The sequence below is a fragment of the Antribacter gilvus genome (assembly GCF_003946865.1).
Taxonomy (GTDB): domain Bacteria; phylum Actinomycetota; class Actinomycetes; order Actinomycetales; family Cellulomonadaceae; genus Antribacter; species Antribacter gilvus.
In genome coordinates this window covers 275,359-300,201 of record NZ_QXTH01000001.1, presented here as the reverse complement: position 1 = coordinate 300,201, position 24,843 = coordinate 275,359, and the positions used below count along the sequence as shown (strand labels likewise).

Annotated in this window: 20 protein-coding genes and 2 pseudogenes; 13 read left to right on the top strand and 9 right to left on the bottom strand. The window is 73.9% G+C overall.

All coding sequences use genetic code 11. The features are described from left to right. Positions 1-43: 43 nt before the first annotated feature. From D1350_RS01300 to D1350_RS01290, 3 genes are read right to left on the bottom strand one after another with little or no spacing between them, the layout of a single operon-like run. Positions 44-1,702 carry an FAD-dependent oxidoreductase gene (locus tag D1350_RS01300; protein WP_125773079.1) on the bottom strand — a complete coding sequence of 553 codons (1,659 nt, stop codon included), beginning with the start codon at positions 1,700-1,702 and terminating at the stop codon, positions 44-46. Continuing rightward, the gene (locus D1350_RS01295) at positions 1,699-4,122 is read right to left on the bottom strand and encodes a molybdopterin oxidoreductase family protein (RefSeq protein WP_240643806.1); all 2,424 of its coding nucleotides are present in this window, start codon (positions 4,120-4,122) and stop codon (positions 1,699-1,701) included. Before D1350_RS01295 ends, D1350_RS01300 begins: the two co-directional genes overlap by 4 nt. Then, positions 4,122-5,519: an MFS transporter gene (locus D1350_RS01290; protein ID WP_125773077.1), complete on the bottom strand. Its 1,398-nt coding sequence runs from the start codon at positions 5,517-5,519 to the stop codon at positions 4,122-4,124. Before D1350_RS01290 ends, D1350_RS01295 begins: the two co-directional genes overlap by 1 nt. A gap of 241 nt (positions 5,520-5,760) precedes the next feature. Between D1350_RS01290 and D1350_RS01285 the strand changes: the two genes are divergently transcribed. From D1350_RS01285 to D1350_RS24260, 8 genes are all read left to right on the top strand, one after another. After that, on the top strand, positions 5,761-9,498 hold the full coding sequence (locus D1350_RS01285; RefSeq protein ID WP_125773075.1) for a nitrate reductase subunit alpha: 3,738 nt from the start codon (positions 5,761-5,763) through the stop codon (positions 9,496-9,498). Continuing rightward, positions 9,495-11,165: a nitrate reductase subunit beta gene (gene narH, locus D1350_RS01280; RefSeq protein ID WP_125773073.1), complete on the top strand. Its 1,671-nt coding sequence runs from the start codon at positions 9,495-9,497 to the stop codon at positions 11,163-11,165. The genes D1350_RS01285 and narH overlap by 4 nt, the downstream gene beginning before the upstream one ends. Beyond that, positions 11,162-11,872: a nitrate reductase molybdenum cofactor assembly chaperone gene (gene narJ / locus D1350_RS01275; RefSeq protein WP_125773071.1), complete on the top strand. Its 711-nt coding sequence runs from the start codon at positions 11,162-11,164 to the stop codon at positions 11,870-11,872. Before narH ends, narJ begins: the two co-directional genes overlap by 4 nt. Beyond that, positions 11,863-12,603 (top strand): respiratory nitrate reductase subunit gamma, encoded by a 741-nt coding sequence (gene narI, locus D1350_RS01270; RefSeq protein WP_125773069.1) that lies wholly within the window; start codon positions 11,863-11,865, stop codon positions 12,601-12,603. The genes narJ and narI overlap by 10 nt, the downstream gene beginning before the upstream one ends. Position 12,604: 1 nt before the next feature. Next, a complete protein-coding gene (locus D1350_RS01265; protein WP_125773067.1) occupies positions 12,605-13,852 on the top strand; it encodes an MFS transporter in 1,248 nt (415 codons plus the stop codon). Between the two features lie 124 nt (positions 13,853-13,976). Continuing rightward, positions 13,977-14,396 carry a tetratricopeptide repeat protein gene (locus tag D1350_RS24855; protein ID WP_420807796.1) on the top strand — a complete coding sequence of 140 codons (420 nt, stop codon included), beginning with the start codon at positions 13,977-13,979 and terminating at the stop codon, positions 14,394-14,396. Beyond that, a complete protein-coding gene (def, locus tag D1350_RS01260; RefSeq protein WP_125773065.1) occupies positions 14,393-14,965 on the top strand; it encodes a peptide deformylase in 573 nt (190 codons plus the stop codon). Before D1350_RS24855 ends, def begins: the two co-directional genes overlap by 4 nt. 40 nt (positions 14,966-15,005) lie before the next feature. Next, on the top strand, positions 15,006-15,344 hold the full coding sequence (locus D1350_RS24260; protein WP_125773063.1) for an excisionase family DNA-binding protein: 339 nt from the start codon (positions 15,006-15,008) through the stop codon (positions 15,342-15,344). Between the two features lie 65 nt (positions 15,345-15,409). Here D1350_RS24260 and D1350_RS01250 read toward each other — a convergent pair whose 3' ends face one another. Further along, a complete protein-coding gene (locus D1350_RS01250; protein WP_125773061.1) occupies positions 15,410-15,820 on the bottom strand; it encodes a VOC family protein in 411 nt (136 codons plus the stop codon). A gap of 118 nt (positions 15,821-15,938) precedes the next feature. On the opposite strand from D1350_RS01250, the gene D1350_RS01245 reads away from it, so the two are divergent. Genes D1350_RS01245 through D1350_RS01225 form a run of 5 tightly spaced genes read left to right on the top strand, consistent with a single transcriptional unit; the run spans position 15,939 to position 22,128 of the window. Further along, a complete protein-coding gene (locus D1350_RS01245) occupies positions 15,939-18,050 on the top strand; it encodes a molybdopterin-binding protein (RefSeq protein ID WP_125773059.1) in 2,112 nt (703 codons plus the stop codon). A 13-nt stretch (positions 18,051-18,063) separates the two neighbouring features. Then, positions 18,064-18,336, top strand: coding sequence for a DUF6457 domain-containing protein (locus D1350_RS01240; protein ID WP_240643805.1), 273 nt, complete (start codon positions 18,064-18,066; stop codon positions 18,334-18,336). A gap of 34 nt (positions 18,337-18,370) precedes the next feature. Further along, complete coding sequence (locus D1350_RS01235) at positions 18,371-20,953, top strand: DEAD/DEAH box helicase (protein ID WP_125773057.1); 2,583 nt, start codon at positions 18,371-18,373, stop codon at positions 20,951-20,953. Positions 20,954-21,006: 53 nt separating this feature from the next. Next, positions 21,007-21,885, top strand: a complete 879-nt coding sequence (locus tag D1350_RS01230; RefSeq protein WP_125773055.1) for an alpha/beta hydrolase family protein — start codon at positions 21,007-21,009, stop codon at positions 21,883-21,885. Positions 21,886-21,936: 51 nt separating this feature from the next. Beyond that, entirely contained in the window at positions 21,937-22,128 is a 192-nt protein-coding gene (locus D1350_RS01225; RefSeq protein ID WP_125773053.1) for a hypothetical protein, read from the top strand. Positions 22,129-22,146: 18 nt separating this feature from the next. Here D1350_RS01225 and D1350_RS01220 read toward each other — a convergent pair. From D1350_RS01220 to D1350_RS01200, 5 genes and pseudogenes are all read right to left on the bottom strand, one after another. Further along, positions 22,147-22,491 (bottom strand): annotated as a pseudogene (locus D1350_RS01220) (Rv3654c family TadE-like protein); the annotation flags it as partial. Next, on the bottom strand, positions 22,488-22,823 hold the full coding sequence (locus D1350_RS01215; protein WP_125773051.1) for a TadE family type IV pilus minor pilin: 336 nt from the start codon (positions 22,821-22,823) through the stop codon (positions 22,488-22,490). The gene D1350_RS01215 and the pseudogene D1350_RS01220, both read right to left, overlap by 4 nt. A 17-nt stretch (positions 22,824-22,840) precedes the next feature. Further along, a complete protein-coding gene (locus D1350_RS01210; protein ID WP_125773049.1) occupies positions 22,841-23,056 on the bottom strand; it encodes a DUF4244 domain-containing protein in 216 nt (71 codons plus the stop codon). A 121-nt stretch (positions 23,057-23,177) separates the two neighbouring features. Further along, entirely contained in the window at positions 23,178-24,329 is a 1,152-nt protein-coding gene (locus tag D1350_RS24255; RefSeq protein ID WP_240643804.1) for a type II secretion system F family protein, read from the bottom strand. After that, positions 24,323-24,829, bottom strand: a pseudogene (locus tag D1350_RS01200) (ATPase, T2SS/T4P/T4SS family); the annotation flags it as partial. The pseudogene D1350_RS01200 and the gene D1350_RS24255, both read right to left, overlap by 7 nt. Positions 24,830-24,843 lie beyond the last annotated feature (14 nt).

Genomic DNA, 24,843 nt, shown 5'->3' with positions numbered 1-24,843 from the left:
CGGGGAGCTTCTGACAACCCGTGGACGACGGCGGGCGCTCAGGTCAGCCGACCGGCGCCTCCTGCGCCGCCGGCTCGCGCGTCCGGGCCACCCACTCGGCGAGCCCGCACACCGCGTCCTTGCACCCTCCGCAGCCGGTCGTCGCCCGCGTCTCCCGAGCGATCCCGGCCAGGTCCGTGGACCCGCAGGCCACGATGTCGCCCTTGGTCACGCCGTTGCACCGGCACACCACCGCGTCGTCCGGCATGTGCTCCGGCGAGGAGGCGGGGGCCGCCGTCGGTGCCACTGGGGTGAGGAGCAGGAACGCGGGGTCGACCGGGACGGGCGTGCGGCGCGTGTACGCGGCCGTGAGGTCGGCCCCCACCCGGGGGTCGCCCACGCAGGTGGCGCCCACGAGCAGCCCGTCGGCCACGACGACCTCGACGAACCGGCCTCCGGCCGGGTCGCTGAGCCGGACGGCGCGCTCCCCGGGCCGCGGGGCCCGGCCCGTCCCGCAGACGCCCATGCTGACGACGCTCAGCGTGCCGGCCTTGAGCTTGACCACGTCCGTGCCCCGCGTCTCCACGCCGTGGTCGGTGGCCGCCCGGGTGGCCAGGGCGGTGCCGAGGCGGACCGCCATGCTGGGCCGGTCGCCCTGACCGGGCAGCCGGAGGTGGGCCCGCGGCGCTCCCGGGGCGGGACGGCCAGGGCCCGAGCCCGTGGCGGGCAGCCCCACCGCGGCCACCTCCGTGAGGTGCTCGGCCAGGCGCCGGGCCTGGTCCCAGCCCTCGGCCACCAGGCCGCGGGACCCCTCCGGCGGCTCGGCGCAGTCGCCCACGGCGAAGACCCGCGGGTCGTCCGGGCTCGCCAGGTCGTGCCCGACGACGACGCCGCGGCCCACCCGGAGCCCGGCGTCGGACGCCAGACGCGTCTCCGGCACGGTGCCGCACGCGAGGACCACGAGACCGGCGGCGACGACCTCGTCCGCCAGCACGGCGTCGCCCTCGAGCCGCACGCCCACGGCGCGGCCGCCCGCGACGAGGACCTCGCTGGGCTGGGCGCCGGTCCGGACCACGACGCCGGCCGCCGCGAGCCCGGCCCGCAGCACGTCGCCCGCCTCGGGGTCGAGCTGGCGGTCCATGGGCGACGACGCCGGGTGCACGAGCGTCACGGCGAGGCCCCGGCCCGCGAGCCCGTGCGCCGCCTCGACACCGAGCACGCCACCTCCGACCACCACCGCGCGCGGGGTGTTGAAGGTGGCGGCGACGATCTCGCGCGCGTCGTCAAGGGTGCGGAGGGCGTGCACGCCCGCCGGGAGCGACGGCGTCCCGGCCGCCGGCCGCCCGTACAGGCCGGGGATGTCCGGCACGCGAGCCTCCGAGCCGGTCGCGAGCACGAGGTGGTCGTAGGTGTGGCGGGACCCGTCGTCGGCGAGCACCACACGTGCCGACCGGTCGATCCGGGTGGCGGCCACGCCGCGGAGCACCTGGGCGCGCTCGGCGTCGACCACCGGCATCGTGATGGCCGCGACGTCCGTGCGGCCCGCCACCACGTCGCTGAGCAGCACGCGGTTGTAGGGCTCGTACGGCTCGGCGCCGAGCACGGTGATGTCCAGGACGCCGTCGGGGTCGCGCCGCAGCAGCTCGTCGACCAGGCGGGCACCCACCATGCCGCTGCCCACGACGACGACCTTCACGGGGACGCGCAGGTTGGGACCGTTCATCGCGCTGCCTCCTTCTCCTTCTCCGCCGGGTTGGCAGAAGCTCCCCGGCCCATACCCGGGAGAGCTCCTGACAACCCTGTTGGCACGGGTGTCACGTCGACGGCGCAGACCTTGAACTCCGGCATGCCGGAGATCGGGTCCGTGGCGTCGGTGGTCACGCGGTTGACGCTGCCCACCCCGCTCCAGTGGAACGGCATGAAGACGGTGTCGGGGCGCAGGGCGTCGGTCCAGCGCGCGTCGGCCTCCACCCAGCCACGGGCGGAGGTGAGGCGGACGCGGGCGCCGTCGGGCACCCCGAGACGGAAGCCCAGCATCGGGTGCAGCTCCACGTACGGGGCGGGGACCATGCGCTCCAGGTCGGCGACCCGGTGCGTCTGCGCGCCCGACTGGTAGTGCTGGAGCACCCGGCCCGTCACCAGGTAGACCGGGGCGTCCGCACGGACGTCGTCGGACGGGCCGGTGTGGTCCACGGGGACCATGCGGGCGCGCCCGTCGGGTGTGGGGAAGCGCTCGAGGAACATCCGCGGGGTGCCCGGGTGCGGGGCGCCGTCGGCTCCGCCGTCGAGAACAACACTGTGCCCGCTACCGGGCGCCGTTACCGGCGCAGTGTTGTTCTCGGCGCCCGCCGACGCGCCCGCCTCGCCCGCCGGGACGGGCCAGAACAGGCCGGGGCCCGCCTCCGCCTCGTCGGCGTCGAGCCGCGCGTGAGAGAGCCCGGAGTAGTCGGCCGGGCCGCCCGCGGAGGCGCGGGCCAGCTCGTCGAACACGACCGCCGGGTCGGTGGGGAACGAGACCTCGGAGCCCAGGCGCCGCGCGAGCTCGGCGAGGATCCACAGCTCCGAGCGCGCCTCGCCGGGCGCGTCCACGGCCTTGCGCCGCCGGATGACCCGTCCCTCCAGCGACGTCATGGTGCCCTCCTCCTCGGCCCACTGCGTCACCGGGAGCACCACGTCGGCGAGGCGCGCGGTCTCCGAGGGTACGAAGTCGCACACGACGAGCAGGTCGAGCGAGCGGAGCCGGTCCACCACCGCGGAGGCGTTCGGCGCGCTCACGACCAGGTTTGACCCGTGCACCAGGAGCGCCTTGGGGCCGTCCGGCGTCCCGAGGGAGCGGAGCAGCTGGACGGCGGGCTTGCCCGGGCCGGGCAGCGACTCCGGGTCCACGCCCCACACGGCCGCGACGTGCGCCCGGGCGGCCGGGTCGTCGATCTTGCGGTAGCCGGGGAGCTGGTCGGCCTTCTGGCCGTGCTCACGCCCGCCCTGCCCGTTGCCCTGGCCGGTGATCGCGCCGTAGCCGGAGCCGGCCCGGCCCGGCAGGCCCAGCGCCAGGGCCAGGTTGATCGCGGCGGTCACGGTGGCCGTGCCCTGGGTGGACTGCTCCACGCCCCGCCCCGTGAGCACGTAGACGCCCGCCCCGCCCTGGTCCGGCGAGGCTGCCGCGAGCAGGCGCGCGACCCGGCGCAGCTCGTCGGCGGGCACCCCGGAGACGCCCTCGCAGCGCTCGGGCCACCACGCGGCCACCGAGCGAGCCACATCGTCGAACCCTGAGGTGCGCTCGGCGAGGTAGGCCCGGTCGGCCAGGCCCTCGGCGAGCAGCACGTGGAGCAGACCCAGCAGCACCACGAGATCCGTGCCCGGCACGGGGGCCAGGTGGACGCCCGCACCGTCCTCGGTGAGCCGGGCGGTGACGGAACGGCGCGGGTCGACGACGACGAGCCCGCCCCGCCCCCGCGCGCCCGCGAGGTGCTGGACCGCGGGCGGCATGGTCTCCGCCACGTTCGACCCGAGCAGCAGCACGGCCTGCGCGCCGCCGACGTCGGCCAGCGGGAACGGCAGGCCGCGGTCCACGCCGAAGGACCGGTTCATGCCTGCCGCGGCCGACGCCATGCAGAAGCGCCCGTTGTAGTCGATGTCGGGCGTGCGCAGCACGGTCCGCGCGAACTTCCCGAGCGCGTAGGCCTTCTCGTTGGTGAGGCCGCCGCCGCCGAACACGCCGACGGCCTGCGGCCCGTGCTCGGCCGCGAGGGAGGCGAGCCGGCCGGCCACCAGGTCGAGCGCCGCGTCCCAGGTGGCGGGCTCGAGCTCGCCGGAGGCTCCGCGCACCAGCGGCACGGTCAGCCGGTCGGAAGCGTCCAGCACCGAAGCGGACGTCCACCCCTTCTGGCACAGCCCCCCACGGTTGGTGGGAAACTCCCGAGGCGCGACGACGGGCAGGAGGCGGGGCGGCCCGGCAGAAGAGGCGGCGGAGCCGGAGGTCGGCGCGCCGCCGTCAAGCCGTAGCGGAGCGTCCGCGCGAGGAACGAGCCGGTCGCGTGAGCGAGGCGGCGCGCCGACCTGCGGCTCCTCCGCCGGGACCGGCCCGGGCACCGTGAGCGACATGCCGCACTGGAGTGCGCAGTAGGGGCAATGAGAGTCCACCATCAGACGCGAGCCTCACCCATCGCGCCCCGGCCGTACACGGCCCAGCACACGACGCCCATGACCACGTACGCCCCCACGAAGACCCACAGCGCCGGGACGAGCGACCCGGCGAGGGTGGTGGACAGCGCGAACCCGCGCGGGATGAGGAAGCCGCCGAACGCGCCCACCGCACCCGCGATGCCGATGCAGCCCGCCGCGGCCTTGGCGGAGGCCCCGGAGAGCCGGAAGACCGCGGGGATCATCCGGTAGACCGACCCGTTGCCGATACCCGAGGCCACGAAGAGCAGCAGGAACGACCCGAAGAACCAGGGGAAGCTGTGCGCGCCCAGCGCCCACACGGCTCCCACGATCCCGGCCGCCATGACGGCGAAGGAGACCAGGGTGATCCGCACGCCGCCGATCCGGTCGGCGAGGATGCCGCCCAGCGGCCGGGAGAGCGAGCCGACCAGGGCCCCCGCGAACGCGATCGAGAGGGTCACCTCGGGGAACTGGGCCTTGAGCAGCGTCGGGAAGGCGCCGGAGAAGCCGATGAACGAGCCGAAGGTGCCGATGTAGATGAACGAGATGACCCAGGTGTGCTTCTCGCGCAGGGCCACGGCGAACTGCCGCGGGTCGGCCTTCGCCGTCGCGAGGTTGTCCATGAGGCGCCAGGCGAGGAACGCCGCCAGCAGCACGAACGGCACGAACACGAGGGCGGCCCGCTCGAGCGCGATCCCGGCGCCCGCCACGATCACGAGCGGCACGATCAGCTGGACGCCGGCGGTGCCGATGTTGCCGCCCGCGGCGTTCCAGCCGAGAGCGGCCCCCTTCTCCCGCTCGGGGAAGAAGAACGAGATGTTCGCCATCGAGGAGGCGAAGTTGCCGCCGCCGAGGCCCGCGAGCGCCGCGGCGCCCAGCATGACCGGGAAGGGGGTGGTGGGGTCCTGGACCACGAGGAACATCGCGGTCAGTGGCAGCACGAGCAGCAGCGCGGACACGATGGTCCAGTTGCGACCGCCGAAGATCGGGACGGCGAGCGTGTAGGGGATGCGCAGGGTCGCGCCGACGAGCGTCGGGATGGCGATGAGCCAGAACTGCTGGTCCACGGTGAGCGCGAAGCCTGCCGCCGGGAGCTGCGGCACCACGATGGACCAGAGGGCCCATACGCAGAACCCGAGGAACTCCGCGAAGATCGAGATGACGAGGTTGCGGCGGGCGATCCGCTTGCCGCCGTCGTGCCAGAGGGTGGCGTCCTCGGGGTCCCAGTGCTCGATCCAGCGTCCGCCGAGGCGGCGGGGGGTGGCGGTCGCGGTGAGGCTGCCGGCGGGGGCGGCGGTCTCGACGACGGCCTGCGGGGTGGCGGCGACGGGCCCCGTCGCGGCGTTCGACGGGTCGTCCTGCGTGGTCCGAGCGGACATCTGGCGTCCTCCCTGAGGGCGTGGTGCCCGACGACGTCGGGCGTCCTGGGGACCCGGCGGCTGCCGGTTCCCTGGGCCGGCTCGACGTCGGACCGGTGAGGAAGACGCTAGGTATCGGGTGTTTCCGTGCTCGTCTTTCCGCAGTTAAACAACAGTAAGGAAGAACGCACAGGCCGTCCGCGGAGGCTGTGAGGACTGTCACGAGGTGCGGTCCCGCAGGTCACGGGTGAGACTCCAAAGCATGACGGGCGAGGACACGCTCCTGAGGCTTGGCCGGCACCTCCGACGCGGAGAGGTGTCGGACGACCTGCGGAGGCTGTTCCTCGAGGGCGGCCGTGACGGCGACGCGTTCTACCGCGACCGGTGGTCGCACGACAAGGTGGTGCGCTCCACCCACGGCGTGAACTGCACGGGGTCGTGCTCGTGGAAGGTGTACGTCAAGGACGGCATCATCACGTGGGAGACCCAGCAGACGGACTACCCGTCGGTGGGGCCGGACTCGCCGGAGTACGAGCCGCGGGGCTGCCCCCGCGGCGCGGCGTTCAGCTGGTACACGTACTCGCCCACGCGGGTGCGCTACCCGTACGTGCGGGGGGTGCTGCTGCGGGCGTACCGGGAGGCGAAGGCCCGGACGGGTGACCCGGTCCTGGCGTGGGCGCAGGTCACGGGCGACCCGGAGACGGCGCGGGCGTACAAGTCGGCGCGGGGCAAGGGCGGGCTGGTGCGCGCGTCGTGGGACGAGGCGGCGGAGATCGTCGCGGCGGCGCACGTGCACACGATCAAGGAGTTCGGCCCGGACCGGGTGGCGGGGTTCTCGCCGATCCCGGCCATGTCGATGGTGTCGCACGGGGCGGGCGCGCGTTTCGTGCAGATGCTCGGCGGCTCCATGCTGTCGTTCTACGACTGGTACGCCGACCTGCCCGTCGCGAGCCCTCAGGTGTTCGGCGACCAGACGGACGTGCCCGAGTCCGCCGACTGGTGGAACGCCTCCTACCTGATCGTGTGGGGTTCCAACCTGCCGGTGACGCGCACGCCGGACGCGCACTTCATGGCGGAGGCGCGGTATCGCGGCCAGAAGGTCGTGGTGGTCTCCCCCGACTACGCCGACGCGACCAAGTTCGCCGACGCCTGGCTCGCGCCGCACCCCGGCACTGACGGCGCCCTCGCCCTCGCGATGGGTCACGTCATCCTCCGCGAGTACCTCGTGGAGGGGCGCACGGAGCGCTTCGCGGAGTACCTGAAGCGGTTCGCGGACGCGCCGTTCCTGGTCCGGCTCGAGCCGCTGCCCGACGACGCCCCCGCCTCGTCCGGCGGTCCCGGCACCCTCGCGCCGGGGAAGTTCCTCACCGCGGCCGACCTGCCGGAGCACGCGGGCGAGGCGAACGCCCACTTCAAGACGGTCCTGCTCGACGCGGACGGCACCCCGGTGGTGCCCAACGGGACGCTGGGCCACCGGTACGGGGAGGCGGACGAAGGCCGCTGGAACCTCGACCTGGGTGGTGTGGACCCGCTGCTCTCGGTCGCCGACGGGCCTGGGGCACCCGAGGCCGTCGCCGTCGCGCTGCCCCGGTTCGACCTGGTGCCGCAGCCGGGCGACGACGCCGAGGAGCACCTGGGCGGCGCGGGCGTCGTCGTGCGCGGGGTGCCGGCGCGGCGGGTGGGCGACCACCTGGTGACCACGGTGTTCGACCTGCTCCTGGCCCAGTACGGGGTGGGCCGTCCGGGTCTGCCGGGTGAGTGGCCCACGGGGTACGACGACGCGTCGTCGCCCGGCACGCCCGCCTGGCAGGAGGAGCTCACGGGGGTCCCGGCCGCCGCCGCGACGCGGATCGCGCGGGAGTTCGCGCAGAACGCGATCGACTCGGGCGGCCGCTCGATGATCATCATGGGCGCGGGTGCCAACCACTGGTTCCACTCGGACACGATCTACCGGGCGTTCCTCGCGCTGACCACCATCACGGGCTGCCAGGGCGTGAACGGCGGGGGCTGGGCGCACTACGTGGGCCAGGAGAAGTGCCGCCCGGTGACGGGGTGGGCGCAGTACGCGGGCGGGCTCGACTGGACGCGGCCCCCGCGGCAGATGATCGGGACGGCGTTCTGGTACCTCGCCACCGACCAGTGGCGCTACGACGGCCTCCCGGTGGACGCCCTCGCGTCCCCGCTCGCGCACGGCCTGTTCGCGGGCCGCACCACGGCCGACACGCTCGTGGAGTCTGCGCAGCGCGGCTGGATGCCGAGCTACCCGCAGTTCGACCGGAACCCGCTCGACCTCGTGGACGAGGCGCGGGCGGCGGGGAAGGAACCCGCCGCGCACGTCGTCGACGAGCTCAAGGCCGGGCGGCTGCGCTTCGCCGTCGAGGATCCCGACGACCCCCGCAACTTCCCCCGCGTGATCACCGTCTGGCGCGCCAACATCCTGGGCTCCTCCGGCAAGGGGAACGAGTACTTCCTCAAGCACCTGCTGGGCACCGACGCGGCCGTCCGCGCGGAGGAGACCGCGCCCGGTCGGCGCCCGAAGAGCATGACGTGGCGCGAGGAAGCGCCCCAGGGCAAGCTCGACCTCCTCACCACCCTCGACTTCCGGATGACCAGCACCACGCTGTTCTCGGACGTGGTGCTCCCGGCCGCCACCTGGTACGAGAAGCACGACCTGAACAGCACGGACATGCACCCCTTCGTGCACTCGTTCAACCCGGCGATCGACCCGCCGTGGCAGACCCGCACCGACTTCGCCACGTTCCACACGATCGCCCGCAAGGTGTCCGAGCTGGCGGCGGTGCACCTGGGCGTGCGCGAGGACCTCGTCGCCGCACCCCTCGCCCACGACACGCCCGACGAGCTCGCCGTGCCGCACGGCACGCTCACCGACTCGGGCCTGCCCATGACGGAGCGGGAGCTCATCCCGGGCGTCACGATGCCGAAGCTGGTCGTGGTGGAGCGCGACTACCCGGCGCTCGCGGCCCGCATGGCGGCCCTCGGCCCGCTCGCTGCCCGGGCGGGCATGGTCACGAAGGGCGTCACCTTCTCGCCCGACGAGGAGGTGCGGCGGCTGGGCAAGCTCAACGGCCTGGTCGCCGAGGGGCCGACGGCGGGCCGCCCTCGCCTCGACAAGGACACGCACGTCTGCGAGGCGATCCTGGCGCTGTCGGGCACCACGAACGGGCGCCTGGCCGTGCAGGGCTTCGAGCAGCTGGAGCGCCGCACCGGACGGGAGCTCGCCGACCTGGCGCGCGACGACCAGGCCCGGCGCATCACCTTCGCCGACGTCCAGGCCCGGCCCGTCGGCGTCATCACGTCGCCCGAGTGGTCGGGGTCGGAGCACGGCGGGCGCCGGTACAGCGCGTTCGTGGTCAACGTGGAGCGGCTCAAGCCGTGGCACACCCTCACCGGCCGGCAGCACTTCTACCTCGACCACGACTGGCTCGTCGAGCTCGGGGAGCAGCTACCGGTGTTCCGGCCGCCGCTGGACCTGCACCGCCTGTTCGGTGACACGCCCCGGCTGGGCACCTCCGCCGAGGCCGGGGTGGTGGTCCGCTACCTCACGCCCCACTCGAAGTGGTCCATCCACTCCGAGTACCACGACAACCTGTTCATGCTGTCGCTGTCCCGTGGCGGGCCCAACATCTGGATGAGCCCGCAGGACGCCGAGGCCATCGGCGTGGTGGACAACGAGTGGGTCGAGGCCGTGAACCGCAACGGCGTGGTGGTGGCGCGCGCCGTCGTCAGCCACCGCATGCCGCCCGGCACGGTCTACATGCACCACGCCACAGACCGGACCGTCGACGTGCCGATCGCCGAGGCATCGGGCCTGCGGGGCGGCATCCACAACTCGCTCACGCGCATCCTGCTCAAGCCGTCGCACCTGGCGGGCGGGTACGCGCAGCTGTCGTACGCCTTCAACTACCTGGGTCCCACGGGGAACCAGCGCGACGAGGTGACGGTGGTCCGTCGTCGGTCCCAGGAGGTGCGCTACGAATGAAAATAATGGCCCAGATGTCGATGGTGATGAACCTCGACAAGTGCATCGGGTGCCACACCTGCTCCGTCACGTGCAAGCAGGCGTGGACCAACCGCACCGGCATGGAGTACGTGTGGTTCAACAACGTGGAGACCCGGCCCGGCCTCGGCTACCCGCGCACGTACCAGGACCAGGAGCGCTGGCAGGGCGGCTGGGTGCGGAACCGCCGCGGCAAGCTCGCGCTGCGGGCCGGCGGGCGCTGGAAGAAGCTCGCCACGATCTTCTCGAACCCGAAGATGCCGTCCATCCACGACTACTACGAGCCGTGGACCTACGAGTACGACAAGCTCCTGACCGCACCCCAGGGCAAGCACACCCCCGTCGCCCGCCCCAAGTCGCTGCTGACGGGCGAGGACATGGCGATCGGCTGGTCGGCCAACTGGGACGACAACCTCGCCGGGTCCGTCGCCACCATGCAGGACGACCCTGTGCTCAAGCACATGAGCGAGCACGTGACCACGGAGCTCGAGAAGACGTTCATGTTCTACCTGCCGCGCATCTGCGAGCACTGCCTCAACCCGTCCTGCGTGGCGTCCTGCCCGTCGGGCGCGATGTACAAGCGGGCCGAGGACGGCATCGTCCTCGTGGACCAGGACCAGTGCCGCGGCTGGCGCATGTGCGTGACGGGCTGCCCGTACAAGAAGGTCTACTTCAACCACAAGACCGGCAAGGCCGAGAAGTGCACGCTCTGCTACCCGCGCCTCGAGGTGGGCCTGCCCACCGTGTGCTCCGAGACGTGCGTGGGCCGCCTGCGGTACCTCGGGCTCGTCCTGTACGACGCCGACCGCGTCACCGAGGCGGCCTCCGTCGAGGACGAGCACCAGCTCCTCGCCGCCCAGCGGTCCGTGTTCCTCGACCCGCACGACCCCGCCGTCGTGGCCGCCGCCCGTCGCGAGGGCATCCCCGACGACTGGATCGAGGCCGCGCAGGCCTCCCCGGTCTGGCGCCTCATCTCCGAGTTCGAGGTGGCCCTGCCGCTGCACCCGGAGTACCGGACGATGCCCATGGTCTGGTACATCCCGCCGCTGTCACCGGTGGTGGACGTCGTCGCGTCGTCGGGCAACGACGGCGAGGACCCGCGCAACCTGTTCGCGGCCATCTCGCAGCTGCGGATCCCGCTGGAGTACCTGGCCGGGCTCTTCACCGCCGGGGACCCGGCACCCGTCGAACGGGTGCTGCGCCGGCTCGCCGCCATGCGCTCCTACATGCGCGACGTGAACCTCGGCAACGAGCCGCGCGAGGAGACCGCCGCAGCCGTGGGCATGACCGGCACGTCCGTCCAGGAGATGTACCGGCTGCTCGCCATCGCCAAGTACGAGGACCGGTACGTCATCCCGACCGCGCACGCGGGCGCCGCACGCGACCTCGAGGAGATCGCCTGCTCCCTCGACTACGACGGCGGCCCCGGGATGGGCGGAGCCGGCCCGTTCGGCGAGTCGTCCGGCCCGCCCGTCCCCGCGTCCGTCGAGACGTTCCACGCGCTCGCCGCACGCCAGACCGGCGACACGGCCGACGCGCCGCCGACGTCGGGCCGCGTCAACCTCCTCAACTGGGACGGGCGGGGCAAGCCCGCCGGGCTCTTCCCGCCCTCACCTGGGGCCGACGACGGCGGGCCGGGTCCCGCATGAGCCTCTCGTTCCTGCCCCGGCCCACCGTCCGGCCCGGTGCCACCACCCTCACCCCGCTCGACCCGGTCCCCGTCACCGACGACCAGCGGCGCGTCGCCCACATGGCGGCGTCGCTCCTGCTCGGCTATCCCGACAACGAGACCGCGGCCGCCGCGCAGGAGGTGCGCGCCGCCGTCGGCTCCCTGCCTGAGCCCGTGCGGGACCGGCTCGACCGGCTCGCCACCACCCTCGTCGAGGGGGAGCCCGAGGCGCTCCGCGCCGACTACGTGGCCACCTTCGACCTCAAGCGCAAGTGCTCCATGTACCTGTCGTACTACACCGCCGGGGACACCCGGCGCCGTGGCATGGCCCTGGTCCGGTTCGTCGAGGCCTACCGCGCCGCCGGATGGGAGACCACGGGCAGCGAGCTGCCCGACTACCTGCCCACCGTGCTGGAGCTGTCCGCCCGCTCCGGCCCCGACGGCGCTTGCATCGCCGGAGTGCTGCTCGCCTCGCACCGCGAGGGGATCGAGGTGCTGCGCGCGGCGCTCGCGGCGACCGCCTCTCCCTGGACCGCCGGGGTGGAGGCGGTGTGCCTCACGCTGCCCGCCGTCGACGCCCGGACGCTGTCGCGGATCACCGAGCTCGTGACGGGCGGGCCGCCCGCCGAGCTCGTGGGCCTGGCGGGGTTCGGCGACGACGACCAGGGAGGGCCCGCATGGACGTGATGCTGTGGGTGGTGCTGCCGTACGTGACGTTCGCGATCTTCGTGGTCGGGACGTTCTGGCGGTACCGCTACGACAAGTTCGGCTGGACCACCCGCTCCAGCGAGCTGTACGAGCGGCGGCTGCTCCGGCTGGGGTCCCCGCTGTTCCACCTCAGCCTGCTGGTGGTGATCGTGGGGCACGTGGCCGGGCTCGTGATCCCGAAGTCGTGGACCGAGGCAGTCGGGATCCCCGAGGTGGCGTACCACTTCGTGGCCACGTGGCTGGGATCGGTCGCGGCCGTGGGGCTCGTCGCGGGGCTGCTGATCCTGATCTACCGGCGTCGCACCACGAGCGCCGTGTTCCTGGCCACCACGGTGATGGACAAGGTCATGTACGCGATGCTCGCGGCGTCGATCCTGCTCGGCTCGTGGGCCACGGTGCAGACCCAGCTGCTGTCGGGCGGCATCGGGTACGACTACCGCGAGACCATCTCGCCCTGGTTCCGCTCCCTCTGGTACCTGCAGCCCGAGCCACGTCTCATGGAGGGCGTGCCCGCCGCGTACCAGCTGCACCTCGTCGTGGCGTTCCTGCTGTTCGCGCTGTGGCCGTTCACGCGGCTGGTGCACGCGTTCTCGGCGCCCGTCGGCTACCTGTTCCGGCCCTATGTGGTCTACCGGTCGCGCGAGGGGGACGTGCGTACCCCCCGGCGCGGCTGGGAGCCGCCCACCGGACCGAGCCCGAGAGGTCACTGACATGACGGTTCCTACCCCGGCGACTCGTCCTGGGCCTGCGGCGGCGGGGACGTCCGCCGGCGTCCAGCTTGCCCTCGCCACCGTGGGGTTCGCGATCAACTTCTGGGCCTGGGCCCTGATCAGCCCGCTCGGCAAGGCGTACGGCGCCGAGTACGGGCTCACGGACGTGGAGCAGTCGGTGCTCGTCGCGGTGCCGGTGATCGTCGGGTCGGTGGGGCGGATCCCGGTGGGGGCGCTCACCGACCGGCTCGGTGCCCGCGTGATGTTCCCGCTGGTCAGCATGCTGACGATCATCCCGGTGCTGTTCGTGGGGCTCGTCGCCGACTCGTTCGCGATGCTGCTCGTGGGCGGGTTCCTGCTGGGGCTCGGCGGCACCGCGTTCGCGGTGGGCGTGCCGTTCGTCAACGCCTGGTTCCCGCCCGAGCGGCGCGGCACGGCGCTCGGGATCTTCGGGGTCGGGATGGGTGGCACGGCGATCTCGTCGTTCACGACCGTCCGGATCGCCGACGCCGCCGGGCGCTGGGTGCCGTTCGTCGTCGTGGCGGTGGTGCTCGCGGTGTTCGCGGTGCTGGCGCGGGGGATGCTGCGGGACGCGTCGGGTGGTGGTGGCGGGGGCCGTGGCGCCGGCGCGGGCGGGCGCACAACCCCCGCGCCCGGGATGTGGGCGCGCACCTGGGCCACGCTGAAGATCCCGGCGACGCTGCAGCTCTCGTGGCTGTACGCCGTGGGCTTCGGCGGGTTCGTGGCGTTCTCCGTGTACCTGCCGACGTTCCTCACCAACGCGTACGACCTCGAACCCGCCGACGCCGCCGCGCGCACCGCCGGGTTCGTCGTGCTGGCCGTGGTGATGCGACCCGTGGGCGGCACGCTGTCCGACCGGTTCGGGCCCATCCCCGTGTCGCTCGTCTGCTTCGCGGCGGTGACCCTGCTGGCCGCGGTGGTCGCGTTCCAGCCCGGGCTCGTCCCCGTCGGGACCCTCGCGTTCCTCGGCCTCGCGGCGGCCCTGGGCGCGTCGTCGGGCGCCACGTTCGCCCTGGTCGCGAAGGTGGCCCCGCCCGACAAGGTCGGTGCCGTGACGGGCGTGGTGGGCGCGGCGGGTGGCCTCGGCGGTTTCGTGCCGCCGCTGATCATGGGCGCGGTCTACCAGCTCGAGGGCGACTACGGGATCGGCTTCGCGCTGCTGGCGGCTACCGGCCTGGCGACGCTGCTGTTCACGCTGGGGCCGGTCCGGAACGGCGTGCGGGGGTAGTAGGTTCGCCTCGCGAGGACCCCATGCGGGAGAGGGCAGTTCAGGCTCGCGTTGTGCATTCGGTCTCGTCGATCACCGCGCTGTCGGTGACGGCGACGCCGCACGTGGCGCCTGGGATCAGGGAATCAGCAACGTCACGGCAGCCGACAGTGCCACCAATCCGCGAACCTTGGTGTGGCTGGCGAACCTGCACGCTGCGCTCGGAGACAATCGGCGGGCCTGCCACCTACTCGATCGGGTGACGGAGTCCCAGCCAGAAAATGCCTACCTCACCTACCGGCGCGCACACGTCCTGGCAGAGCTCGGACGACCCGAGGAAGCCGTACGTGCACTGGATGACGCGGTCACTCAAGGGTTCCTGTCCATCCAGCTCGCTGCCGCCGAGAAGGCACTCGCCCTGTCCGTTCTGGTCGGCCGTAGTGATTACCGCACTGTCGTTCGGCGCTTGCGTCACCGAGTCTCCACGTGCGCGACGACGTACGCCCTCGACCTTCCATCCGCACCAGTACACCAGTCCCCCGATCTCGACGGAGCAGACACATGACCCTCGCCCGCAGCAACACAGACTGGATCACCGGAATTGCCGGCGAAGGAGTCGTCACGATCGGCGACGCCCGACTCAAGGCACCCACCAGCATCGTCGACATCGACCAGGACACTGTCAGCCTTCTCGACTCCATGGTCGCCCGCCTGCGCGCCCTCAACGGCGCAGGCCTGGCAGCGCCCCAGATCGGCGCGTCGGTCCGCGTCGCCGTCGTAGAGGTGCGGCGCACCGACGTCTTTCCCGACCGTCCAGAGCACCCCCTGATCGAGCTCATCAACCCCACGATCACCAAGCGTTCGACCGATGAGGTCAGCGACTGGGAAGGATGCTTCTCCGTACCCGGCCTTCTCGGCCAGGTCCCACGTGCCGCCCACATCACCGTGGAGTACACCACCCGCGACGGCGAGCGCGTCACCCGCGAGTACAGCGGCTACGTCGCCCGCGTCATCCAGCACGAGACAGACCATCTCGACGCCATTGAGTTCATCGACCGCATGCCCGACATGGACAGCCTCACAACCGTCCAGAACTGGCTGATCAATCGTGCAGCGCGAGCCAGTGAGAGCTGACCGCACTGCTGCTTCGAGCTTTTCGTCCTAGCCTGCGTGCATGTCCACCGTGCTCCCGCGTGACGCCGCTCTGACGACCCAGGAAGCCGCTGACCTGCTCGACGTCTCCCGCCTCACGCTGGTAAAGCTCCTGGAGACAGGGAAGATCCCGTTTCACAAGGTAAACGCCGGCCGAAGGGTCCTGGTGTCGGACGTGCTCGACCACCGGACGGAGATGGACAAACGGCGTCGCGTCGTCGAGGAGGCAGTGCACCACAACGAGATGGCGGGCGCCTCGGTCAGCGACGACTCAGTCGCGGACTCGGGCGAGTTCATCGCAGGGACGATCGACGCACAAGAGCTGGTCCGGCGTGCGCGAGCCCGGTACGGCCTTGCCTGACGAGCTCGGGATGCCAGCCGGGACCTGCTACGGGTCGAGGTACCGGGCGCGGAGAACCGACCGGATCACCCGGCCCGCTGGTCCCCGCTGAGGACCCGCGCCAGCACCTCCACCCGGTTGCCCGCCCCGTCCGCCGCGTGGAACCGCTCGTAGCCGTCGAACGTGAGCCGCTCCGACCAGTCCACCGCGAAACCGAGGGCCACCAGGCGACTGGCGATGCGCTCGAGGTGGGCGACGTCGTCGGCCAGGAGGGCGGGGTGTGCCTTGCGGGCCGGCGCGAACGGCTCCTCGACGCCCACGTGGATCTCCGCCGTGACGACGCCGTCCGGGGCGAGGGCAGGGAACCAGCAGCCGCCCCGTCCCGCCAAGGCGGGCGGCTTCGGAACCTCGGCGAGGCCCAGGCCCTCGGCGTAGAAGCGGCGCGCGACGTCCTCGCCGCCGGGCGGGCACGAGATCTGGACGTGGTGGAGGTGCATGGTCGCCATGCTCCCCGGGCCGATATCTTGACGTCAAGATACTTCCCTCACACCCGAGGACCGTGGCGCGTGAGGCCTCCGCAACGCAGGCCGAACATCCGGACCGTACGGTGTGTTCATGGGCCACCCGACGCCGCTGCGGAGCATCGCCGAGCACGTGGAACGGGTGCTCGCGCTGGTCCACGCGCTGCCCGCGCACGAGATGACCCTCGCCGACCTGATCGACGACGGCGGCACCGCTCCCGAGGCGGGGCCGCACCGGTTCGCACCCGGTTCGGGCCCGCTCGTGCTGGCCCAGGACGTCCGCGCCACCGACTCGGTCCCTCCTTTCGACAACGCCGCGATGGACGGGTACGCCGTGCGCCTGGCCGACCTGCCGGAGTCGGGCGAGGCGGTCACGCTGCGGGTCGTCGGCGACCTCCCCGCAGCGGCGCTGCCCGACGGCGAAGGCGCGCCCGCCGCCGTGCTCGGCCCAGGAGAGGCCGTCCGGATCATGACCGGCGCGCCGGTCCCTCCGGGGGCCGACGCCGTGGTGCCGGTCGAGCGCACGTCGACCGAGCGGTTCGTGGCGGGCGCACCGGCCACGGAGCCGACCGTCACGCTCTCCCGCCTCGCCCGCGCGCACGTGCGGCGGCGCGGGGAGGACCTCCAGGCCGGCGATCTCGTAGCCGCAGCAGGGGCCGAGGTGACGGGCGCGCTCGTGGCGAGCGTGGCGGCGTCGGGCACGGAACGGGTGCTGATCCACCGCAGGCCGCGCCTCGCGGTGATCGCGACCGGCTCGGAGCTGGTGCCCGCCGGGACAGCGCGGCGACCCGGCCAGATCGTCGACTCGAACTCCCTCATGCTGGCCGCCGCCGCGCGCGAGGCCGGTGCCGACGTGATTCGGCTCGGCCCGGTGCCCGACACGGCGGACGCGCTCCGTGCCGCGCTCGACGAGGTCGCGCCGTTCGTGGACCTGGTGGTGACCGCCGGGGGCGTCTCGGCGGGCGCGGCCGACGTGGTGCGCGAGGTGCTGGCCTCCGAGTCCCGGCCGACCGCCGTGAGCGACGTGGACGTCGCGGGCGTCGGGATGCAGCCCGGCCGACCGCAGGCGACGGCGCGCTGGCGCGGCGTCCCGTGGATCGCGGTCCCCGGCAACCCGGTGAGTGCCTTCGTGTCGTTCACGCTGTTCGTCCGGCCGGCGATCGGCCGGATGCGAGGGCTGCTGGCTCGGGAGAGCCCGGCGACCGCACCCGGGGCGCCCCTGCCCCAGGGGCTCTCGTCGATCGCCGGCATCCCGGTCACGCCCCGGCAGGTCGCCACGGCATGGCGGAGCCCCGCGGGCCGGGAGCAGGTGCTGCCGGTGCGGGTGCTGGCGTCGGGCGAGGTCGAGCCTGCTCTCTCGCCGAGCGGCGGAGGGAGCGGGGGGCACCTCGTGTCTGCCCTCTCCGCGGCCGACGGGCTCGCGGTCGTGCCGCGCGACGTGCACGAGGTGGCCGCGGGCGACCTGGTTGCGGTGGTCGCTCTGCGGGCGGGTCTGCCTGCGCCGCGCGCGGCCGAGGTCCCGGCCGAGGTCCCGGCCGAGGTCCCGGCCGCGCGCCCCGGCTTCGACGCCGTGGTGCTCGCGGGCGGGCGGGCGACCCGCCTTGGCGGTGTCGCCAAGTCCGGGCTCCTGGTCGACGGCGTCCCGCTGCTCGCCCGGACTCTCGACGCGCTCCACGGCGCTGATCGCATCGCCGTGGTGGGCCCGGACTCGCTCCGCCCGGAGACGGGCAGGGCCGTGCTGACCAGGGAAGATCCTCCCTTCGGAGGGCCGGTGGCCGGGATCGACGCGGGTCTCCGCGCCCTCGCCCGCGGCGGGCGGGACCGACCGGACGAGTCGGACGGGAGGGACGGGCGGGACGAGCCGAACCGCCCCGGCTGGGTGGTGGTGCTGGCCGTGGACGCACCGCGCGCTGCCGCGGCGGTGCCGCTCCTGCTGGAAGGGGTTGCCGCGCGGCCGGGCGCCGACGGCGCGTTCCTGACCAGCGACGGTCGGGCGCAGTGGCTCGTCGGCGTCTACCGTCGGGACGTGCTCAGAACCCGGCTCGACGAGCTCCGGTCCCCGGCAGGCAGCGTGGACGGCATCCCGGTGGGCCGGCTCGTGGACGCCCTCCGCTGCGTCCAGGTCCCAGACCCGGGCGGCCTCGCCGACGACGTCGACACCTGGGCAGACGCCGAGCGGCTCGGCGCCACGGCACCCCGCTACTGACATCGGAGGACCCATGAACGACCTGCAGCGCTGGGTGGACGGCCTCGAGGCCGAGCTGGGGCTCGCCCCGGGGACCGTCGACGTCCAGGAGGTGCTCGACCTCGCCCGGGACGCGGCGCACGCGGTCGCCCGGCCCGCGGCGCCCGTCACCACGTACGCCGTCGGCTACGCCCGGGGCCTTGCCGCCGGGCGGGCCGCCGGACCGGCCGGGGCAGCGCAGGCCGGGGCGCCGTCGTCGGACGACCCGAGCGATCTCGTCCGCGCGCTGGTCGAGCGCTGGGGCTGAGGCGCGCCGCCGACATGGTGCGAGACTGGCCGACGTGCCCGTCCCGACCACAACGCACCCCCTGCTCGACGTCCTGCTCGCCGGTGGCTCCCGCGCCGACCGGCTCACGCATGTGCGCACCTTCCCGGCGCGCGAGGGGCAGCGGGCGGACTGGCCGGCGTGGGCAGACGCGACGATCGTCGCGGGCTACCGGGCCCGGGGCGTGGACCGCCCGTGGGTGCACCAGGTCGAGGCGGCGGACGCGGCGTGGTCGGGCCGGCACGTCGCCCTGGCGACGTCGACGGGGTCGGGCAAGAGCCTCGCATTCTGGCTGCCGGCCCTGACCTCGATCCGGGCCGACGTCGCGGCCTCGACGCTCGACCCCGGCCGGATCGAGTCGGCGACCCGGCGCGGGTCCGTGATCTACCTGTCCCCCACGAAGGCCCTGGCGGCGGACCAGCTGCACTCGCTCCAGGGGCTCCTCGATGCCGCCGGGACGCGCGACCTCCGCGTCGCCACCTGCGACGGCGACACCCCGCGGGAAGAACGTTCGTGGGTGCGGGACCACGCCGACGTGGTGCTGACGAACCCGGACTTCCTGCACTTCGCGTTGCTGCCGAACCATCGCCGCTGGGCACGGCTGCTGAAGGGGCTGCGGTACGTCGTCGTGGACGAGGGGCACTCCTACCGAGGGGTGTTCGGCGCACACGTGTCGCTGGTGCTCCGGCGCCTGGCCCGCCTCGCGGAGTACTACGGGGAGAGCACCCCCACGTTCGTCGTGGCGTCGGCCACCACGGCCGAGCCGGCGGTGAGCGCGGCTCGCCTGGTCGGGGCCGCGCCCGACGACGTCCTGGCCGTCACCGAGGACGGCTCGCCGTCGGGCCGCCGGACGGTCGCGCTCTGGCGTCCGCCCGAGATCATCGGCTGGAGCGCGGGACGCGACGAGGAAGCCGACACCGACCCGGCAGCCGCCGTCGTGGACCCGACGGCCCACGACGCCACGGCACCCGTGGGATCCGGGGAGCCCGACGCCCCCGCCGTGCCCACGGACTCCGGCCCACCCGAGCACCCCCGCCGGTCCGCCACCGCGGAGGTCGCCGACCTGCTCGCCGACCTGGCGGCCCACGGGGCCCGCACCCTGGCGTTCACGCGCAGCCGGCGCGGGGCGGAGTCGGTGGCCACGCAGGCCCGCGACCACCTGCGACGGGTGTCGCCACAGCTGGCGCAGAGGATCGCGGCGTACCGGGGCGGCTACCTGCCCGAGGAACGTCGGGAGCTGGAGCGCGCGCTGCGCACGGGTGAGCTGCTGGGCCTCGCGACGACCAACGCGCTCGAGCTGGGCGTGGACATCTCCGGGCTCGACGCCGTGCTCATCGCCGGCTGGCCCGGGACCCGGATGTCCTTGTGGCAGCAGGCCGGGCGGGCGGGCCGCGCGGGCGCCGACGGCCTGGTGGCCTTCGTGGCACGCGAGGACCCGCTCGACACCTACCTGGTGCTGCACCCCGAGGCGGTGCTCGACGCCCCGCTGGAGGCCACGGTCTTCGACCCGACCAACCCGTACGTGCTGGCCCCGCACCTGTGCGCGGCGGCGCAGGAGGTGCCGTTGCGCACCGAGGACCTGGCTGCCTTCGGCGATCCGGCACGCGTGCGTGACGTGCTCGACGTGCTCGTGGCCCGGGGCGCCCTCCGCCGGCGCGCGTCCGGCTGGTACTGGACGCACGCCCAGCCCGCCGCGGGCCTGACCGACCTCCGCGGCTCCGGCGGGTCGCCGGTGCGCGTGGTGGAGGCCGGAACCGGGCGGATGCTCGGCACCGTGGACGCGGCGTCCGCAGACGGCCAGGTGCACGACGGCGCCGTCTACGTCCACCAGGGCGTCACCTACCTCGTGGACCATCTTGACCTCCAGGACCAGGTCGCCCTCGTGGTGCGCCGCGACGTGGACCACGGCACCTGGTCGCGGGAGCTCATGGAGATCGCCATCGAGGGCTACGGGGACGCCACCCCCGGGGCCGACTCGCCCATGCCGGACATCGGTCCCTCCCGGCCCGTGGTCGAGCGCGAGTGGGGGCCGGTGACCTGGGGGCTCGGACCCGTGGAGGTGACGAGCCAGGTCGTCAGCTTCCAGCGGCGCAGGCTCCCCGACATGCAGGTGCTCGGCACCGAGCCGCTCGATCTCCCGGAGCGCACGCTCGGGAGCGTGGCCGTCTGGTGGTCGGTGCCCGAGTTCGTGCTGCGGGCCGCGGGGGTCTCGGCCGAGGAGGCGCCCGGCGCCCTGCACGCCGCCGAGCACGCGTCGATCGGCCTCCTTCCGCTGCTCGCCACGTGCGACCGCTGGGACCTGGGCGGCGTGTCGACCGAGCTGCACGCCGACACCGGTCAGGCCACCGTCTTCGTCTACGACGCCTACCCCGGCGGGGCGGGCTTCGCCGAGCGCGGGTTCGAGCTCGGAGCGACGTGGCTGCGGGCGACGCGGGAGGCGATCGCTGCCTGCCCCTGCGCCGACGGCTGTCCCGGATGCGTGCAGTCGCCCAAGTGCGGGAGCTACAACGCACCCCTGGACAAGGCCGCCGCGGTACGTCTCCTTGACGCGGTGCTGTCGCACGCCCCCCGTGACGCGGCTCATGTTTCCACCCAGTGAAGTGTTAGTCCACTTTGTTCCAAACTCCGATGATTTCTGCCTAGGCTGCGACCATGAGCGTGGAACTGGCGTCGCCGCAGGTCACTGTTCACTTCGATGAGTCCCGCCGGTCCTTCGCCGACCCCACCGCTGCCCGCCCCGTCCGCGTCTCGGTCTGGGACCGGGACGCGTCCGACCCCAGCATCCCGACGGTCGTCGTGTCGCACGGCGCCGGCGGATCGGTCGGGGCCATGGACTGGATGATCGACCCGCTGGTCAGTGACGGTTTCCAGGTCGTCGCCGTCGACCATCACGGTGCGAGCACGACGGTCGGCTATGAGCCCGAGGGGTTCATCTTCCCGTGGGAGCGGGCACGAGATCTCCGGTTCGCGCTCGACGTGGTCGCCCGCGACCGGCAGCTCGGACCGGTGGGCGCGGCCGGATTCTCGGCCGGCGCGTACGCCGCCGCCGCGACGGTCGGCGCCCGGCTCGACCGCCGGATCATCGGCGGGATCTTCACGGGCCGCATCCCGTTCGCGAAGATCCCCGAGTACCCGCGGGTGCTCGAGATCGTCCAGGAGAAGTACACCCGTCCCCAGCTGCTCGAGCTCGCCGCGGACTCCGCCTCCGACATGGTGGACCCGCGCGTCCGGTCCGTCTTCCAGGTGGCACCCCTCGGGTCCATCGTCGACGCTGCCAGCCTCGCCACGATCCGGGTCCCCGTGGAGTCGTGGTGGGGCGGCGCGGACCGGGTCACGCCCCTGGCCACCGATGCGCGGCCGTACCTCGACCGAGTCCCGGGGATCGTAGGCCGTGAGATCGGGCCACGCGTTCGGCACCAGGACTTCTTCCCGATACGCAGCGCCGACGCTGACGCTCGCGCCCGGATGGGCGAAGCGGCCGTCCGCTTCTTCCGACAGACCCTCACCGAGGGCCAGGTCAGTGGCCGGTAGCGACGGGGTCAACGCTTCCTCGAAACGGTCTGACCTGCGAAAATACCCGTTGTGAGCGACATGACGAGCCGTCGGGTGCCGACGGGCCCCATCCTCGAGGCATTCCGGCAGCACCACTGGCTGCCGGACTGGTGGGCCGACGTGCCGCAGCTCGCCCTGGAAGCGGCCCTCGAGCTCGCCGACCTCGACCCGCGTCGCCTGCGGCTCTCCCCCGACGGGTCGATCGACGTCCTGAACTCCTGACGGCCGGGGTCCCGCGAGCGCCGTAGCCGTCGCGTCGCCCAGCCCACCGGGCCACGAGCCGGGCACCGTTCCCGTGACGGCCAGGGCCACGGACACCCGGACCGCGCCGCCGTCCTCCACCGCGCACGACGTCGTCCGGGCCCCGTTGCGCTCGACGGTGCCGCGAGCGACGGAACAGGCGTCACCCCCGCTGAGGAGCGCCGTCGCCCCAGCGATCGCACCGAGGTCGGCGGCGACCTGGGCGCCACCCCTGGCGCTCAGGGCTGCGCCCAGCGCGGCGATCCCCAGGGCGAGCAGGAGCGCCGCGGCGGTCACGCCGAGCACGAGGACGGTGCCCGCCCCGCGCTCGGCGGACGCCGTCACGGCTCCTCCCAGGCCACGGCCGTGCCGGTGGCGCGCAGCGGCACGGCGGACAGCCAGCCGGCCGCCACCGGGGTCGAGACCGTCACGGTCACCCACTCGCCGTCCCGACGGACCCCCAGCTGAGCGTTCTCGCCACCGACGCGACGTACCGCCGCCGCCACAGCGCCCTCCGTCTCACCGATCGCCACGGCCCGCGCCCCTGCCCGGGCCGCGTCCAGGGCGCGCATCTGCGCCGTGGACGCGGCCGCGAGCGTGAGCACCGCGGCGAGGACGAGCACGACGGCGGGCAGCGCCACGGCCACCTCTGCCGTGACGGCACCGCGTTCGCTCACCTCTCGCCGGGCCACTGTCAGCCCAGGGAGAGCGCGGAGCGGACGATCGAGAGCAGGAGCTCGCGCACCTCACCGCTCTTGAGGATCGCGATGAGGAGCCCGGCGAACCCGGCCGCGGCGATCGTCGCGATCGCGTACTCGGCGGTGGCGAGGCCCGCCTCCGGATCGGGCTCGCCGGGACGCGATCGGGTCTCCTCCTGCTGCGAGCAGTCGATGGTGCTGTTGATGGTCATGTCTCCTCCTTGGTTCGGCCCGCCGGGCGGCGGGCACGTTGGGTCAGGCCCGCCGGGCGGCGGGCACGGCCGGCGCGCGGTCGCGAGCCGGTTCCGGCCGGTGGCCGGAGTCGTGGGTCCTTCAGCTGCCGACCAGGCCCACCCCGAGCGCCAGCAGCACGGGGACGAGGCCGACGAGGACGAACGCCGGCAGGTAGCAGGCCCCCAGCGGAAGCACCAGGCGAACGGCGAGCCGGGCCGCCGCCGTGCGGGCTGCCGCCTGCCGGACGTGCCGGAGCTCCTCGCCCGCGGCCCGGAGCGAGTCGGCGGGTGCCGCGCCGTCGACCCAGGCGCCGCGGAGCGCCCGCCTGACCGGATCCAGCGCCGACGGCGTGCCGCTCCACGCTGTGTCCCAGCCGGCGCCGAGCACGAGGGCGTCGGCCGCCCGGACGAGCCCGGCGCCTTCGTCGCTGCCCACCGCCGTGCCGGCGGCCCGCAGTGCTCGGGGGACCCCCGCACCGGCCCGCATCGCCGCGGCGACGAGCTCGAGCACCACAGGGACCTCGACGGTCGCCTCGCGCACGCCACGCGCCACCGCGACCAGCCGTCCGGTCCAGGTCCGGCCGACGAGCAGCAGCAGGACGCCGGCGACGATCGAGACGGTGCCCGGGCCACCGCCGATGGCCGTCGCCACGGGATCGGCGCCCAGGGCCCAGCCCAGGACGACGCCGAGGGCCGGCAACCAGAGCAGCACCCGCGCCGTGGTACGCGGGCCCGCCAGGGCTGCCTCCCGCTCCGCAGCGGCCTCGGCCTCCGCGACGAGCGTGCCTGCCACCGACTCCAGCACCTGGCCGAGCGGCGCCCCGACGTCGAGCGCCAGCCGGGTCGCCGCGGCCACGGCACGCGCGTGCCGGGCGCCGAGCACGCGGGCGAGCGCGACGTCGTCGGGCACACCTGCGGGCGAGACCGGGACTCCTGCCGCCCGCGACCACGCGACCCCCGGAGGTGCACCCGACCGGAGCAGCGCCACCACCTGGAGCACCAGGACCCGGAGGGGTTCATCGCCGGCCGCGACCGCGGCCAGATCCGGTCCACCGGTCGCGCGGGGCGCCGCGTCGGGCCTCCCGGGCACCGCACCGGCCGCGACCCGGCGCTGAGCACCCCGCACGACGCCCCGACCCGGACCGCCGCGCAGCACCTCGCCCACGCGCCGGCCGCCGGGGATCAGCCCGAACCACACCGCGCCCGCCACGAGCGCCCCGACCGCGATCACGTCGACCAGCCCCCTCACCACGGTCCGTACCTCCTCGTGAGCTCGCCCCAGGCCGCGACGTCCACGTCGAAGGGACCCTCGCCGTCCCACCACGCGGCCGCGCGCACCTCCAGCTCGCCCCGGTCGTCACGTCCCACCAGCCCGATCTCCGCGAGGAACCGGACGCCCCGCGCTCGGCGGACGTGGAGCACCACGTCCAGCGCCGCAGCGGTCTGGGCTGCGACCGCGTCCCGCGCCATGCCCGCGAGCGCAGCAAGCGCCTCCAGGCGGGCGGCCACCTGCGCCACCGAGTTGGCGTGGACGGTGGCCATGCCTCCGTCGTGCCCGGTGTTCATGGCCAGCAGCACCTCACGCACCTCTGCGCCGCGGCACTCGCCGAGGATGATGCGGTCGGGCCGCATTCGCAGCGCGTTCCGGACGAGCTCCGCGAGGTCCACGCCGCCCGCGCCCTCGACGTTGGGACGCCGTGCCGTCAGGGGCACCACGTGGGGATGCACGGGCGCGAGCTCCCGGGCCTCCTCCTGTCAAGTAGAAT